This window comes from Brachybacterium sp. ACRRE, assembly GCF_022346485.1.
GTDB classification, from domain to species: Bacteria; Actinomycetota; Actinomycetes; order Actinomycetales; family Dermabacteraceae; genus Brachybacterium; species Brachybacterium halotolerans.
This window is the reverse complement of record NZ_JAKRMO010000004.1, coordinates 38,082-50,910: the sequence shown is the minus strand read 5'-3', so window position 1 is coordinate 50,910 and position 12,829 is coordinate 38,082. Positions and strand designations below refer to the sequence as shown.

Genomic DNA, 12,829 nt, shown 5'->3' with positions numbered 1-12,829 from the left:
TCTATCTCCTAAGAAGAGGAATGTATGTATGTATGAGGGCGTCATGTTCTCCAGTCCCCTCATGTGTATACGTCGCGCCCGTCGGGATGGGGGATCCGGGGGTAAACCGGCGTTGGCCTGCACATAAGTAGCCCCCACGACGATGGGGCGGCGTGGGGGCTGGGTGGGGCTGCGGGAGAGTCAGATGTCGAGATGGCGTGCCGGGTGCTCGGACTCGTCGTCCATGCCGGCGACCGCGCGATAGTCCTCATCGGTCAGCGCTGCCGTGAAGACGTCAGGGTCGATGCTCTCGTGCGGCACTCCCCTGCCGTCCTCGACCATGAGGGCGTAGGACAGCCAGCTGTACATCATCGACAAGGGGAACTCGTCGTCCGCCCCCCTGTAGATGCGCCGCCTCCACAGCGACCACAGCACGATCGACTGCGCGATGTCGGCGGTGCGCATGTCGCGCCTGGTCGCCTCGGACTGGTTCCGCACGTCCGTGAGCGTGAACTGGCCGTCCTCTGCGCCGGCGGCGCACGCGGCCATCACGCGGGCGGCGCCGGGAGGCATGGGGTCGGCGATCGCGGCGAGACTGAGGTCCAGCAGCATGCGCTGACGGTCCCACTCGTCTTCCTCGTCGGGGATGAACGTGACGTCTCCGGCGTCGCGCCAGGTTCCGAACCCCGGGGTCGGATGCCGCCACGGGTCGTTGGGCGGGAGGGTGTCCAGGATGGAGGCTGCGACTCCTGTTGCCCAGGCGATGGTGAAGGTGGGGGTGCGCCGAGTCCACTCCCGGAATCGTCGGTCGATGTCGACTCGCGTGGAGATCGGAAGTAGGGGCTCGTAGGCGCCCGCCGCCCATTGGGCGAACGTGCGCCTACGGGCCGTCGCCTCTTCCCGAGTGATCTCCATGATCGTGCTCCTATGAGTGTCTCGGCGCCGCATGGGATCAATACTCCCTGATCATTGGCGCTCAACGAAGTCGCGATGCACTTGATTTGCTGTGGCTTGGCATATAGCCACCATGAGCAACTACCGCATCGGTGTCATCGGCTTGCCGGAGGTCCGTGATGCCCTGCAGCAGCTGGGCGTCGACGTCGTCTCCGGTGAGACCTTTCCTGAGACGTCTCGCAACATCCGAGAGGCAGTGAGTACCTCGGCCCTGCCAATCCTGGTCGAGGACCAGAAGCAGCTCGGACTGGCGCAACTGCTGGCCCGGGTCCCTGAGGGGACTCCGGTGGCTATCGTACGCAGAAGTGAACATGTGATGAACGACAGGTGGCCGTCGGTCGCCATCGCCTCATCTCTCGGTGACTATCTGCGCGCCATTCAGGTCGAGGATATCGACCCCCTGTTCGACGACATCTTCGTCAACGAGGACGGGTCGGTCAACGAGGACGACACGGACCGGACAGCCGCCGCAGCCGACCCGCAGGAGTCCCCGGCCCCGTCGGCCCAGGAGGAGACCAGCCCGGACGCCTCCGACTGGCTGTCCGACGCGACCGATGAGGAGGAACCGGCCCCCTCCCCCGCTCCCGTGCACACCACGAGCTCGCCCAGCGCGGACAGCCCGTCCGTCTCCTCGAGCACCTCCGACTGGCTGTCCGACGAGGACTCGGCCGACTCGCCCTTCGAGGACTCGACCCCCGAAGCCCTCGACGACGACGCCTCGGACGACGAAGAGGAAGACGACGAAGAGGAGTTCGAGGGGTACACCGCCCCGACCCCTACCGCCCGCGCAGCACGCTCCCATCGCGCCGACCCTGCGCCGGCACCGCAGCCACCCGCTGCAGCCCAGCCTGCGCCGCACAAGCCACAGCCACGGCGCCGCATCGCCATGCCCACCTTCGCAGCCGCGGAGCCGACGGAGGAGAAGGCACCCGGCGCGGCCGTCGAAGCCATCGACCGCGACTTCGACGACGTCACCGACCTCGAACCGGAGCAGCCCGACGACGATGACTTCGACGTCGACACCGCCCTGGACGGCGCCTTCTCGCGCACCGCCAAGTCCTCCGCGCACCGCAGCGCACCCCTGGGAATCGCCCTCGAAACGTTCGCCGGAAAGGGCGGCGTCGGGAAGTCGACCGTCTCCCTGTGCATCGCCCAGGCCGCAGCCGAGGTCGGCGGACTCTCGGTGTGCCTGATCGACGCCAACCGCGGACAGGGCGACCTCGGCCTCTACCTGCGAGTGCGCAAGAGCGACCTGCCCTCCATCTACAACGCCGTCACCATCGGCGACCTGCCGGCGGCGATCCTCTCCCCGGAACAAATCGCCTCCGCCCGCAACGGCTCCGGCGATAAGATCTCCTTCAGCTTCGTGCAGGCGCCGCGCCCCCTGCCCGGCGGCGAGGTATCGCACGAGATCCAGGCAGTACGCCCCGAGCACTACGCCGAGCTGATCCGCATCGCGCGCGAGCGATTCGACCTGGTCATCGTCGACACCCAGATCACGGAGGGCCTGGACACCTCGGGAGTCATCGACGACGTGATCGGCCCCGTGCTCAGCCACGGCGGCTACGGACTGGGCATCGCCGAGTTCAGCACGACGGGGGTCGAGAACCTCCTGACCGCCATGAACTACCTGCGCAACCTGGGCGCCGACAGCGCCCGGATGATGTCGATCGTCAACCGCCTGGACTCCTCCGTGCGGGAGTACGGGAAGCTCCCGCAGCTGCTGGGGCGCGAGGCGAAGTGGAAGGGGGCCATCCAGTACAACGAGCGCATCTACGACGACATGGTCTCTCGCCACATCCCGTACAACGTCCCCACGATGCGCAAGGTCGTCATGGACGTGCTGTTCACCATCACCGGGCTCGAGGAGTTCAACGCCCGACAGGAGTCCGAGCCCGCCTCCTCCAAGCTGCCCTGGTGGAAGCGGTGGTTCCGCCGATGACCTCCACCACCTCCGAGGATCTGTGCACTCTGCTGGACCGCATGAGCTGGGGCCGCTCGGCGTCACGCCACGTGCGTCCTTCTCGCCCCGCGCGCCTGCATGCCCTGCCTCCGACGATGTGGGTCACGCCCGCCGGGGAGATCGGCGGCCACAAGGCGGCCTCACGCGGGGTTCTCCCGGCGACCGTCGAATGGGACGAGGGCACGATCTGCGTCGCCGCCCCCGACCCCACCGAGCACACGAGCACCACGTGGACCCTCAACGCCGCCGGCATGCACCGCTCGGGCGCCATCGTTCTCGCCGAAGGTGCCCCACTGGCCGGCCGGCCGTCACGGAACATGTGGAGCCGCCACACCGCTCCGGTCATGTCGACCTACGAAGCCGGCCAGGCGCTGGATGACCTCGAGGAGCAGGGCGAGCTCGCGAAGTGGGAGATGCTCCAGAGCCTCGAGCACTTCGCCCACGAGAAGATCGGCGCGATCTCATCGGCGATCTGCCGCGAGATCTCCGGCGCCGACGACACCGAAGCGGCCCCTCACCTCCTCGACGACGAGCAGATGGGCGTCGTCGTCACCAACGTCATCTACGGGACATCCGGGACGACCAGCCGGATTCTTCGTGGGCTCGAGCGGTGCCTGGACCCCGCGACCACCCGGAACGTCGACCCAGTGCGCTACCTGACGACGCAGGTCCGCCGAGACCTCGCAGACGAGGTGAGAGTGGCGATCGGCGACCCACAGGTCGGCTCGCGAGTGCGACGCATCGCCCGCGGCCTCGGCACCGGCGCCACCCTCGACCAGATCATCGAGCGCTACAACCAGGCGCACACCTCGGACCGAATCTCCACCTCGCGGGCGATCCGGGCCCTCACGGTGGCGCCCACGTTGGAATCGTCCGCCGTTCGATCCCGATTCGAGGTCCGACATGCCTGAGACGTACAGCCCTCACATCGACATGTCCGAGCTCACCGAGACGCGCCGGCAGGCCAACGCCGCGCGCGGCGAACTGCTGCAGCTCATCGCCGACGAGACCCTCACCCCTTGGGAAGCAGTCATCGCCGCGGCCACGTCAGGAGACAGGCACCTGATGCGCCTGCAGCTCACCCAGCTGATCACCGCGCACCCGGGATTCGGGGAGGCGCGGGCCAGCCAAGTCGTCGAGCAGGTCACGAACATCCTCGAGACGACGCCCGCGCACAGCCCCACCGGGCGGATCACTCTCGCCTTCATCCTCGACCAGCAAGCGCAGGGCAAGAGGCTGCTGGCTGTGCTCGACGCGTTCATCTCGCACGGTCTGATCCACGACGGCGACGAGCTCGCCGTATGGGCCGGCTTCCCCTTCACTCCCCCGCCGTCGTTCGCCCCGAAGGAGGGACGATGACCCCGATCATCCTCGACTCTCCGATCCGCACGGCCAAGAAGCGCCACCACCACAGGTGCGAGTGCGAGCGAGACACGCTGGACTCGCCGTGGAAGGCCGAGCTGTGCTCCATCCTCCACACCCGTGACGAGCAGAAGGCGCAGCTGCTCCTGGACGCCTTTCTCGAAGCTCACCACGGTGAGATCGACCAGGTCATCAAGCGCGTCCAGTATAACGCTCATCTCGACTACCGCGATCGCGTCACGCCCTTCTCCTACTTCGGGCAGGCGCTGCTGCAGATGATCAACAACCGGTGGCGCGCGAAGGACCGGGATGGCACCACGCAGGTGTTCAACCATTCCCACAACATCCCCTCGATCCTGGAGATGGAGACGCGGTACTGCGTGCGCGAGGACCGCAAGCGTGGACTGCTGGACGGGTCGGCCGGCCTTCCGGGTGGAGGCGCCCACGATCGGAAGAAGAGGCTGCTGGAGAAGTCTCGGCAGCTGTTCGAGGACGAGAACGACCGCACCCCGACTGACGACGAGATCGTGAAGTTCCACAACGAGCGCATGCTTGCCACCAGGAAGGATGCGGCTCGCCAGTCCGTCCTGATCACGCAGAAGGATCTGCGTGGACAGCAGGCGGTTCCGATCGACGATGCGTCTCTTGCCGCCGAGGAGCGCCTCATGTCGGTGGACTCTCCCGACATTGGTGCGTTCGAGCGTGAGCAGCGGCTGAAGGCCCTGTTCGCGTTGTGCGAGCGACAGGACCGAGAGGCCGCGGAGGCGAGGACCCGTGCCCTCAAGCGGGATCCCGTCCTGATGGCCGATGTCGCACGGGCCTACTTCGCGCACCATCTCGAGGGCGAGTACCCCACCCGGCGGGAGCTCGTCGAGGCGCTCGGCGCCACGGAGTCGGCGCGGCGTCGCGAGGTGGGCTCCCAGTTCAACGCGGTGCTGCAGCTGGCGCGGACGGTGTTCTCGGACTACCAGCCGATGGACTGAGCCCTCTTCGGTCACTCCATGTGCACTGCCTGCACCTGGGGGAACCTCTGGGAGACGAGCTCTCTGGACGTCTCGAGGATCAGCGGTCTCTGGTCGCCGGCAAGGCCTCTGCGCGTGAGCAGGCGCGCGATCTGATCGGCGACGATGTTCAGGTGGTCCTGCACGTTCTCGGGGTGCTCGCAGTGCGCGCGTACCCACCGCACCCGCGTGGCACCGGACTCGAGGTCCTTCCCCAGCTCTCGGGCACGGCGCATGATCCAGGGGTGCAGGCTGCCGTAGGGGCTGGCCCCGTTGCTGGCGACGAGCATCCGTGCGATGTCGTCGTCCGTTGCATCGGCGAACTGCAGGGCGAGGCGGATCGCGGCTCGACTGTCGCTGTAGATGGTGCGTCGCCTGCCCTTGGGGCCCTCGAGGTGGATGGAGTTGCCCTGCAGGATTCCGGTGAGCTCAGCGATGTGCAGAGGAGCACGGAGGGAGCGGCGCGTTTGGATACGGGCGACCTGGCCGTCGAGCGCCACAGCGACGGCGGCGGTGCGGCGAGATGAGCGGTAGGAGGCGTCGCTTGCGATGGAGACCTCTTGAGCCAGCAGGGAGCTGGCCTTCTTCATGCGCAGCAGCTCGCGTTCGCTGGAGACGTCGAATGGCCGCAGGACGTACAGACCTGTCGCGCTCTCGATTTCCTGGGCGTGTGCCAGGGCCTTCTCGTCATCGGTGAGCAGGATGATGTGCCCACCCTCGCGGTCCGCCAGGAGGCCTTCGAGCACGTCCTGGAGGTCTTCGCGGTGTGCGATCGGCCCGTTGGGGCTCTTCACGAGGCATTGCTCGCCGTCGCGGCACATGATGAACGTGCGCATCATCGCTCACCGCCTCGACCGTACGTCGTGCACGGCGAGCAGCTGCCTGTGGTCTCGAGTGCCATGACGCCCCTTCCTGCGTGTTGCAGGGTTAGTGGGCGTTCGCGGTCTCCCGCGGGCCAGGAGTCGATTGCCGGCGCTCTGGAAAGCGACGGCGAGTTCACGTATACGCTCGACTCGATCCGATTTTCTTTCGAGGAGGCAGACGTGGCGAGAAAGACGCATGTGGTGCTGGTGGATGATGTCGACGGCTCGGACGCGGAGGAGACCGTTCGCTTCGCACTCGACGGCATCGCATATGAGATCGACCTGAGCAGTTCTCACGCGCAGGACCTGAGGTCCTCCTTCAGCACGTGGGCGACGTCGGCCCGGCGCACGGGCGGCAGGTCGCGGCGGGGGTCATCTTCTGCTCGTGAGGAGACTCGGCGCATCCGGAAGTGGGCGCAGGACAACGGCTACGACGTCGCGGACCGCGGACGCGTGTCGGGGGCGATCCGCGAGGCCTACGCGAAGGCCGAGTGACCCCTTCCCCGCTGCACGTTCACAGGCCGATCTTGCCGGCGGTCGAGTCGTCGACGGCGCTGGCGGGGCGCACGTACCTCGACAAGGAGTCCAGGCGCCGGTGCCTCGTGGTGCGCGCGATGGTCATCGGGTCGAGGCCCGCTTCGGCGGCCGACGTGGCGTGACCTGCTCGGAGCGAGTGGCCCGACACCCAGGACTCGGTGCCGAACACCTGGGAGTACTCCTTGCCGGTGATGCCGGCTGCGGTCGCACGCGCTTGGATGATCCGCGCGATGGACCGGTCAGAGATCTTCGTCTTGGCGATGCTGGCGTGGCTGAAGATGCGGGAGAACAGCGGGCTTCCATCCCCGATCCGGCGTCCGCTGGCTTCGAGCCAGTCTTCGACGGCGAGCACCGGGCATGTCTCAGGGTGCTCCCCCAGGGGCACACCGATCACGTCGCCCTTCCCGGTCTGGTCCGTCTTGGATCGCCTGATGCGCACGAGCAGACCGGTGTCGAGCCGAGTGAGGTCCTTGGTGGTCAGGTCGGCGACTTCGCTGCGTCGCTGGGCGGCGGCCAGCCCGATCAGGAGGATCGCGCGGTCTCGCTTGCCCACGGCTGTGTGCAGGTCGTCCATCGCCTCGATGATGAGGCGCATTGCGTCGGTGGTGACGGGGGCAGCGCGTCGTGACGGCGCCGTTCCGTGGCTGCGGCCCACGGATCGCAGCGCGAGGCGCACTCCGTGGTGGGCTGTGGGGTCCTCGAGTCCGCTGTCGAGGTGAGCGGCGGAGATGGCTGCAACGTCGCGGGAGATCGTCGAGTGGGAGACGCTGTTCGCGCGGTGGGCGATGAATGCTGCAACGACATCGGGGGTCGTGGGGTGCGCGGGGTATCCGCGCTCGTGGCACCAGCTGACGAAGGTGCGCAGTGCGGAGGTGTAGGACCTCCGGGTCTCGTGCGCGCGACTGGAGGTGAGCAGGGCCTCGAGCTTCACCGCGTCCTCGGCCGAGATGATCGTGCCCGGGGAAGTTCTCTGCTGGACGGTGCCGCTCATGGATTCTCCTTCGTTCCGCGAAGGATAGAGGGAGCGGACGTGGCGCCGCCAACGTGCCGTGTCACGGAGCCCCATGATTTGCTGATCCCCACATACCCACATTCCTGGGTTCTCGGTGATGTGTTCTTGATGCGCTCCTGTAATGTGGGCGTATGCGTGTTGCCGTGATCTCCACTAAGGGAGGGTCGGGGAAGACGACATGCACCATGCACCTGGCGCAGGCCCTGGCGGCGTTCGGCACTGTCGAGGTTTTCGATATGGATCCCCAGGGTTCTGCGACCGACTGGGCGTACCGGGCCGAAGATTCCGGCGACCCTATGGACTTCCATGTCAGGCCTTCGAACGTGCGGGAGCTGACGCACATCTCGAGGGTTCAGACTGCGGATCATCTGGTGATCGACACGCCACCCGGGCTGCCAGATGTGATCCTCGCCTCGGCGCGGGCTGCGGATGCGGTGATCATTCCGACGGAGCACTCCGGTCTGGACATGGCGCAGGTGTGGAAGCTCCTGGAGGCTCTGCCGGATGTGCCATACGGGGTGCTGATCTCGAAGTCGAATCCACGCACGATCTCTTACCGTGAGGCGGTGACCGAGCTCCAGGACCACGACGTCCCGCTGTTCGCCACGGATGTCCGAAGGAGTGAGCGGGTCAAGGACAGCTTCGCGCGGCGGCTGCGCCCTGACAGGCTGTTCGGGTACGACGCGGTGCTGGAAGAGCTCGCCCGCGCCTTGGGTGTTGGGCTAGCCCCAACAGGGAGTGAGGAGCCACGGTGAATTCTAGTGTGCAAGGGGCCGCGTCGACTCGTCGCCCGCTGACCATGGGGCCGTCGACGCGCGCGACCCCTTCGGTGTTCCCAGGGCGCACGTCCGCTGGCGCGGAGGAGCGGCTGACTGTCGACATCCCTGCAGGTCTCAAGAAGCGCTTGAAGCTGGAGGCTGTCCGCCGGGATGTGACGGTCAAGACCGTGGTGATCCAGGCGCTGGAGCGAGAACTCGGGGCCAATGAGGACGCTCCCACGATCGAGTGACCGTCGGCCCGCGCGTCCGCACATCAGGGTTCCTGGATCCCCACATTCGAAGGTTCCCTCAACGGCGGGAATTCACATTCACGCAGTTCAGGGTCTCTGGACATGTGCACATGTGGAGGCGCGGCCTGGTCCCGCCTCCGACGGGTCGTCAGGCGATCTTGTGTTCCTGCTCTGCGACCCAGGTGTTCACGCTCGAGACCCGGTAGCGAACTCGCCCGCCGACCTTGATGTACTTGGGGCCGAGTTCGAGGCTCCGCCAGTTCGCGAGTGTGCCGACGGACAGACCGAGCGCTTCGGCGACGTCGCCCGCGGTGAGCAGTTCGTCCATCGTGATGACGTCGGGTGCGGGGTTCTTGCGAGCCATGGTGACCTCCCGGACTGGGCGAGGTCGCGGATCGACCCCTTGTGCTCATGTCAGTGGGCGGGAGGTCACGGAACTCGTCGCGAAGCTCCCGGCAGGTACCTGGTTACCCTGTGCGAGCCCACAGGATCACGGGGGATCACGGTACCGACGACGGGGGAGCTCGTGAGCCAGGCCGCTGTCCACACCACGTGGCACGCACCAGTCGCCGATGCGACGGCGAGTCACGGCTGCAGGTACGAGTTAAGTACGACTTAAAGAGGGAAGCGCCGTGAAATCGGGTGACCCGGCATGAGCTTAAGTGACTCGCATTCGTCACATCAGCGCAGGTCAACACAGCTTCCCTTGACGCTGACCAGCGAGGATCTCCACTGGGGTTCGATAATCCGTAGGTTGCAGGTTCGAGTCCTGCTGGGGGCACTCCGTCCGCTTCGCGAGGAGCTCGACCCCAGGGCACTGAGTCCGCGGATCGGCATCGCTCCGCTGCTGCAGGTGAACTCGATCGGGACCAGGCCGTTCCGGGCGAAGGCCGTCATCCAGGTCCTCTGCGGCGCCCCGTCCCCGCCGTGACCAGGATATCTCCCCCACCGGGGCTTGCGGCAAGGCCCCCTCGGCCCGCCAGAATGCTCGCTCGCGGCCGGATGCTCCGGCCGCAGAGGGGCGGAGGCGCACATGGTGGACGCACGGATGGACGAGGACGTGCACGACGTGCTCGTGGTCGGCGGCGGGCCGACGGGCATGATGCTCGCGGCCGAGCTGCGGCTGCAGGGCATCGACGTGGTGGTGCTCGAGAAGGAGGAGGAGCCGAGCCGCCTCGTGCGCTCGCTCGGCCTGCACGCCCGCAGCATCGAGATCCTGGACCAGCGCGGGATCCTCGAGCGCTTCCTCGCGGAGGGGACGGTGTACCCGGGCATCGGTCGGTTCGCCGGGATCCCGTCGGCCAGCTCCCCCGAGCTCGACACCGCTCACGGGTACACGCTCGGCATCCCACAGCCCGTGACCGACCGTCTGCTCGAGGAGAGAGCGCGCGAGCTCGGGGCCGACGTGCAACGCGGACGCGAGGTCGTCGACATCGCCCAGGACGCGGAGTCCGTGGATCTCGTCCTCGCCGACGGCGAGCACGTGCGCGGACGCTGGGCGGTCGCATGCGACGGCGGACGCAGCCGCGTGCGGGGCCTGCTCGGGATCGGCTTCCCGGGCGAGGCGGCCGAGCACGTGTGGCTGCTCGGGGAGATGGAGGTGACGGCCCCGGCCGAGGAGGTCGCCGCCGTCTCCGAGCGCGTGCGGCGCGAGCACCGCGGCTTCGGGATCGGCCCGTCCTCGAATCCGGGGCTCCACCGGGCCGTCGTCCCCGCGGAGGGTGTGGCCGAGGACCGCACGGAGGGGCCGACGTTCGAGGAGTTCCTCGAGCGGCTGCGCGTCTTCGCGGGCACCGACTTCGGCGGCCACTCCCCCGTCTCGCTCACCCGCTTCACCGACGCCACGCGGCTCGCCGAGCGCTTCCGCAGCGGCCGAGTGCTCCTCGCGGGGGACGCCGCGCACGTGCACCCGCCGCTGGGCGGCCAGGGGCTGAACCTCGGCATCCAGGACGCCTTCAACCTGGGGTGGAAGCTCGCGGCGGTCATCGCGGGTCAGGCCCCTCCCGCTCTTCTCGACAGCTACGAGGCGGAGCGGCGCCCGGTCGCCGCCGACGTCCTGACCACCACGCGCGCGCAGAGCGTGCTGATCTCCGGCGAGCCCGGCGCACTCGCCCTGCGGCGCGTGCTCGGCGAGCTGATGGACCTCCCGGAGGTGGACCGGCTGCTGAGCGAGAAGATCGCCTCGCTCTCGATCCGCTACGACCTCTGGCCCGGTGGCGAGGCGCCGGGCGGCATCGTCGGCCGCAGACTGCGGGACCTGCCCGTGGGCTCCGGGCGTTTGTTCGAGCGGATGCGCGAGGGCAGGTGGACGCTGATCGATCCGTCCGGCGCCTTCGACGACGAGCGGTGGTCGGATGCGGTGGATCACCTGGTCGAGCCCGTCGAGGACCTCCCCGCGCCCGCCGCTCTGCTGAGGCCCGACGGGCACATCGCCTGGGCCGCCACGGCGCCGGCGCCCGAAGGTCCCGGACTGCCCGCCGCACAGTCCTCCCTCGACCCCTCGAGCCCGGAGCCCGACCCCTCGACCCTGGAGTCGGTGCTCGAGCACTGGCTCCCGCGGTGACCTCGGGGCGCCCGGATCCGCGTCCTGACGCCTAGCGTGGGGGCGAGGGCCGGATCGCCGAGCCCTCGCCCATCCACGAGGACGTCGGAGGTCCAGGCCATGAGCGATGCATCCACCCCCATCACCGCGAGCGCGACGATCGCGACGTGGCTCGAGCACCCCCGCGGCGGACGGGGCCGACCGGGCAGACCCGGCAGACCGCGCCGACGCATCCTCGGGCCGCTTCGCCGGGCGCACCGTCGTGGTCACCGGCGCCGCCGGCGGCATCGGTCGGGCGACGGCCGAACGGCTGCTCGCCGAGGGCGCGCGCGTGGTCTCGACCGACATCTCCGCCGAGCGCCTCGAGGCGCTCGCGGCCGAGACCTCTGGAGCGCACGCGGACCGGCTGGTCACGGTCGTCGGTGATCTCGGCTCCGCGCGAACGATCGACGCGATCCTCGCCGCGGCCGGCGAGCGCGTCGACGCGCTCGCGAACGTCGCCGGGATCAACGACGACTTCTCCGCGATCCACGAGGTCAGCGACGAGATGTGGGCGAAGGTGCTCGCGGTGAACGTGGGCGGTCTCGTCGCCCTCACACGGGCGGTCACGGCCCGGATGCTCGAGACCGGGGGCGGCTCGATCGTGCACGTCGCGAGCGAGGCGGGACTGCGCGGCTCGGCCTCGGGCGTCGCCTACACGGCCTCCAAGCATGCGGTCATCGGGATCACCCGGTCGATGGCCTTCATGTACGCGAAGAAGGGGATCCGTACGAATGCCGTCGCGCCGGGCGCGGTCGCGACGGGCATCCCGATGCAGCCGGAGATCGCGCCCTTCGGCAGCGCCCGGCTCGAGGAGGCGCGCGGGAACATCCCGTCCCTCGCCACGGCCGAGCAGCTCGCCTCCTCGATCCTGTACCTGCTCTCCGAGGACGCCTCGAACGTCAACGGCGCGGTGCTCGCGTCCGACGGGGGGTGGTCGGCGGTGTGACGGGACGCCGGGTCCGGGTCTCCGTCCGGGTCACAGCAGCAGGGCGATGATCGCGCCGATCACGAGAACGGCACCCGTGAAGGCCGGGATCGCCCAGTCGCCCGGCGTCGCCGCCGCACCGGCGCCCCCGCGCAGTGCCGCGGGGTCGTCGGGCCCCGCCCCGGCGAGCGCATCGGCCCGACGGTCCGCGAGTCGGCACACCACGAACAGTCCGATCACGAGGACCCCCGCGAGGACCATGTACAGCGGGGTGCGGTAGAGCCACGAGTACGGGGAGAAGTGCACGATCGTCACCGCCGCGAAGACGATCGGGACCTGCCGGTGCGCGCGGCGCAGGATCAGGTAGATGAGGATCGGCAGCGCGAACACCTGGGAGACGGCGAGCGCCGTGGACAGCTCGTCGAGCAGCGGGTCCTGGGGGCGCGGTCCGGTGGCGGTCAGGGCCATCAGGCCGAAGGCGATCGGCAGGGCGATCACCCCCTGCAGCAGCACCGCGTAGGCGCCCGCGAGCTGCCCGCGCCATCGTCAGACGCCCGCCGCGAGCAGCCAGGTGAGGCCGTAGGCGAGGAGGAAGGCGAAGCCGTGGTGGTTGACGGTCGCGAGCCGGCTCAGATCCGTA

General features: G+C 68.6%; 14 protein-coding genes. 9 read left to right on the top strand and 5 right to left on the bottom strand.

What is annotated here, in order from left to right:
- Positions 1–180: 180 nt before the first annotated feature.
- Positions 181–894, bottom strand: coding sequence for a hypothetical protein (locus MHY49_RS02025; protein WP_239202177.1), 714 nt, complete (start codon positions 892–894; stop codon positions 181–183).
- A 355-nt stretch (positions 895–1,249) separates the two neighbouring features.
- On the opposite strand from MHY49_RS02025, the gene MHY49_RS02020 reads away from it, so the two are divergent.
- Genes MHY49_RS02020 through MHY49_RS02005 form a run of 4 tightly spaced genes read left to right on the top strand, consistent with a single transcriptional unit; the run spans position 1,250 to position 5,241 of the window.
- Positions 1,250–2,875 carry a hypothetical protein gene (locus MHY49_RS02020; RefSeq protein WP_239202175.1) on the top strand — a complete coding sequence of 542 codons (1,626 nt, stop codon included), beginning with the start codon at positions 1,250–1,252 and terminating at the stop codon, positions 2,873–2,875.
- Positions 2,872–3,807, top strand: a complete 936-nt coding sequence (locus MHY49_RS02015) for a hypothetical protein (protein WP_239202173.1) — start codon at positions 2,872–2,874, stop codon at positions 3,805–3,807. Before MHY49_RS02020 ends, MHY49_RS02015 begins: the two co-directional genes overlap by 4 nt.
- Positions 3,800–4,255, top strand: coding sequence for a hypothetical protein (locus MHY49_RS02010; protein WP_239202171.1), 456 nt, complete (start codon positions 3,800–3,802; stop codon positions 4,253–4,255). The genes MHY49_RS02015 and MHY49_RS02010 overlap by 8 nt, the downstream gene beginning before the upstream one ends.
- Positions 4,252–5,241 carry a hypothetical protein gene (locus MHY49_RS02005; RefSeq protein ID WP_239202169.1) on the top strand — a complete coding sequence of 330 codons (990 nt, stop codon included), beginning with the start codon at positions 4,252–4,254 and terminating at the stop codon, positions 5,239–5,241. Before MHY49_RS02010 ends, MHY49_RS02005 begins: the two co-directional genes overlap by 4 nt.
- An 11-nt stretch (positions 5,242–5,252) precedes the next feature.
- Here MHY49_RS02005 and MHY49_RS02000 read toward each other — a convergent pair whose 3' ends face one another.
- On the bottom strand, positions 5,253–6,098 hold the full coding sequence (locus MHY49_RS02000) for a hypothetical protein (protein ID WP_239202167.1): 846 nt from the start codon (positions 6,096–6,098) through the stop codon (positions 5,253–5,255).
- Positions 6,099–6,302: 204 nt separating this feature from the next.
- Here MHY49_RS02000 and MHY49_RS01995 point away from each other — a divergent pair, with 204 nt between their 5' ends.
- Positions 6,303–6,617, top strand: coding sequence for an Lsr2 family protein (locus tag MHY49_RS01995; RefSeq protein WP_239202166.1), 315 nt, complete (start codon positions 6,303–6,305; stop codon positions 6,615–6,617).
- 19 nt (positions 6,618–6,636) lie between these two features.
- Here the strand turns inward: MHY49_RS01995 and MHY49_RS01990 are convergent, their stop codons facing one another.
- The gene (locus tag MHY49_RS01990; RefSeq protein WP_239202165.1) at positions 6,637–7,650 is read right to left on the bottom strand and encodes a site-specific integrase; all 1,014 of its coding nucleotides are present in this window, start codon (positions 7,648–7,650) and stop codon (positions 6,637–6,639) included.
- 152 nt (positions 7,651–7,802) lie between these two features.
- On the opposite strand from MHY49_RS01990, the gene MHY49_RS01985 reads away from it, so the two are divergent.
- Both MHY49_RS01985 and MHY49_RS01980 read left to right on the top strand, forming a co-directional pair.
- The gene (locus MHY49_RS01985; protein ID WP_255719175.1) at positions 7,803–8,426 is read left to right on the top strand and encodes a ParA family protein; all 624 of its coding nucleotides are present in this window, start codon (positions 7,803–7,805) and stop codon (positions 8,424–8,426) included.
- Complete coding sequence (locus MHY49_RS01980; RefSeq protein WP_239202163.1) at positions 8,423–8,680, top strand: hypothetical protein; 258 nt, start codon at positions 8,423–8,425, stop codon at positions 8,678–8,680. Before MHY49_RS01985 ends, MHY49_RS01980 begins: the two co-directional genes overlap by 4 nt.
- Positions 8,681–8,828: 148 nt before the next feature.
- On the opposite strand, the gene MHY49_RS01975 is transcribed toward MHY49_RS01980, so the two are convergent.
- Positions 8,829–9,044, bottom strand: a complete 216-nt coding sequence (locus tag MHY49_RS01975; protein WP_239202162.1) for an AlpA family transcriptional regulator — start codon at positions 9,042–9,044, stop codon at positions 8,829–8,831.
- Positions 9,045–9,713: 669 nt separating this feature from the next.
- Here MHY49_RS01975 and MHY49_RS01970 point away from each other — a divergent pair.
- A complete protein-coding gene (locus MHY49_RS01970) occupies positions 9,714–11,243 on the top strand; it encodes an FAD-dependent monooxygenase (protein ID WP_239202156.1) in 1,530 nt (509 codons plus the stop codon).
- 106 nt (positions 11,244–11,349) lie between these two features.
- Entirely contained in the window at positions 11,350–12,210 is an 861-nt protein-coding gene (locus MHY49_RS01965) for an SDR family NAD(P)-dependent oxidoreductase (protein ID WP_239202154.1), read from the top strand.
- 30 nt (positions 12,211–12,240) lie between these two features.
- On the opposite strand, the gene MHY49_RS01960 is transcribed toward MHY49_RS01965, so the two are convergent.
- Complete coding sequence (locus MHY49_RS01960) at positions 12,241–12,702, bottom strand: hypothetical protein (RefSeq protein ID WP_239202152.1); 462 nt, start codon at positions 12,700–12,702, stop codon at positions 12,241–12,243.
- Positions 12,703–12,829 lie beyond the last annotated feature (127 nt).

Coding starts and splice junctions, on each gene's coding strand:
- MHY49_RS02020 (WP_239202175.1), top strand. CDS start 1,250: ATGAACGACAGGTGGCCGTCGGTCGCCATCGCCTCATCTCTCGGTGAC.
- MHY49_RS01970 (WP_239202156.1), top strand. CDS start 9,714: ATGGTGGACGCACGGATGGACGAGGACGTGCACGACGTGCTCGTGGTC.
- MHY49_RS02010 (WP_239202171.1), top strand. CDS start 3,800: ATGCCTGAGACGTACAGCCCTCACATCGACATGTCCGAGCTCACCGAG.
- MHY49_RS02000 (WP_239202167.1), bottom strand. CDS start 6,098: ATGATGCGCACGTTCATCATGTGCCGCGACGGCGAGCAATGCCTCGTG.
- MHY49_RS02025 (WP_239202177.1), bottom strand. CDS start 894: ATGGAGATCACTCGGGAAGAGGCGACGGCCCGTAGGCGCACGTTCGCC.
- MHY49_RS01975 (WP_239202162.1), bottom strand. CDS start 9,044: ATGGCTCGCAAGAACCCCGCACCCGACGTCATCACGATGGACGAACTG.
- MHY49_RS01990 (WP_239202165.1), bottom strand. CDS start 7,650: ATGAGCGGCACCGTCCAGCAGAGAACTTCCCCGGGCACGATCATCTCG.
- MHY49_RS02005 (WP_239202169.1), top strand. CDS start 4,252: ATGACCCCGATCATCCTCGACTCTCCGATCCGCACGGCCAAGAAGCGC.
- MHY49_RS01985 (WP_255719175.1), top strand. CDS start 7,803: ATGCGTGTTGCCGTGATCTCCACTAAGGGAGGGTCGGGGAAGACGACA.
- MHY49_RS01965 (WP_239202154.1), top strand. CDS start 11,350: ATGCATCCACCCCCATCACCGCGAGCGCGACGATCGCGACGTGGCTCG.
- MHY49_RS02015 (WP_239202173.1), top strand. CDS start 2,872: ATGACCTCCACCACCTCCGAGGATCTGTGCACTCTGCTGGACCGCATG.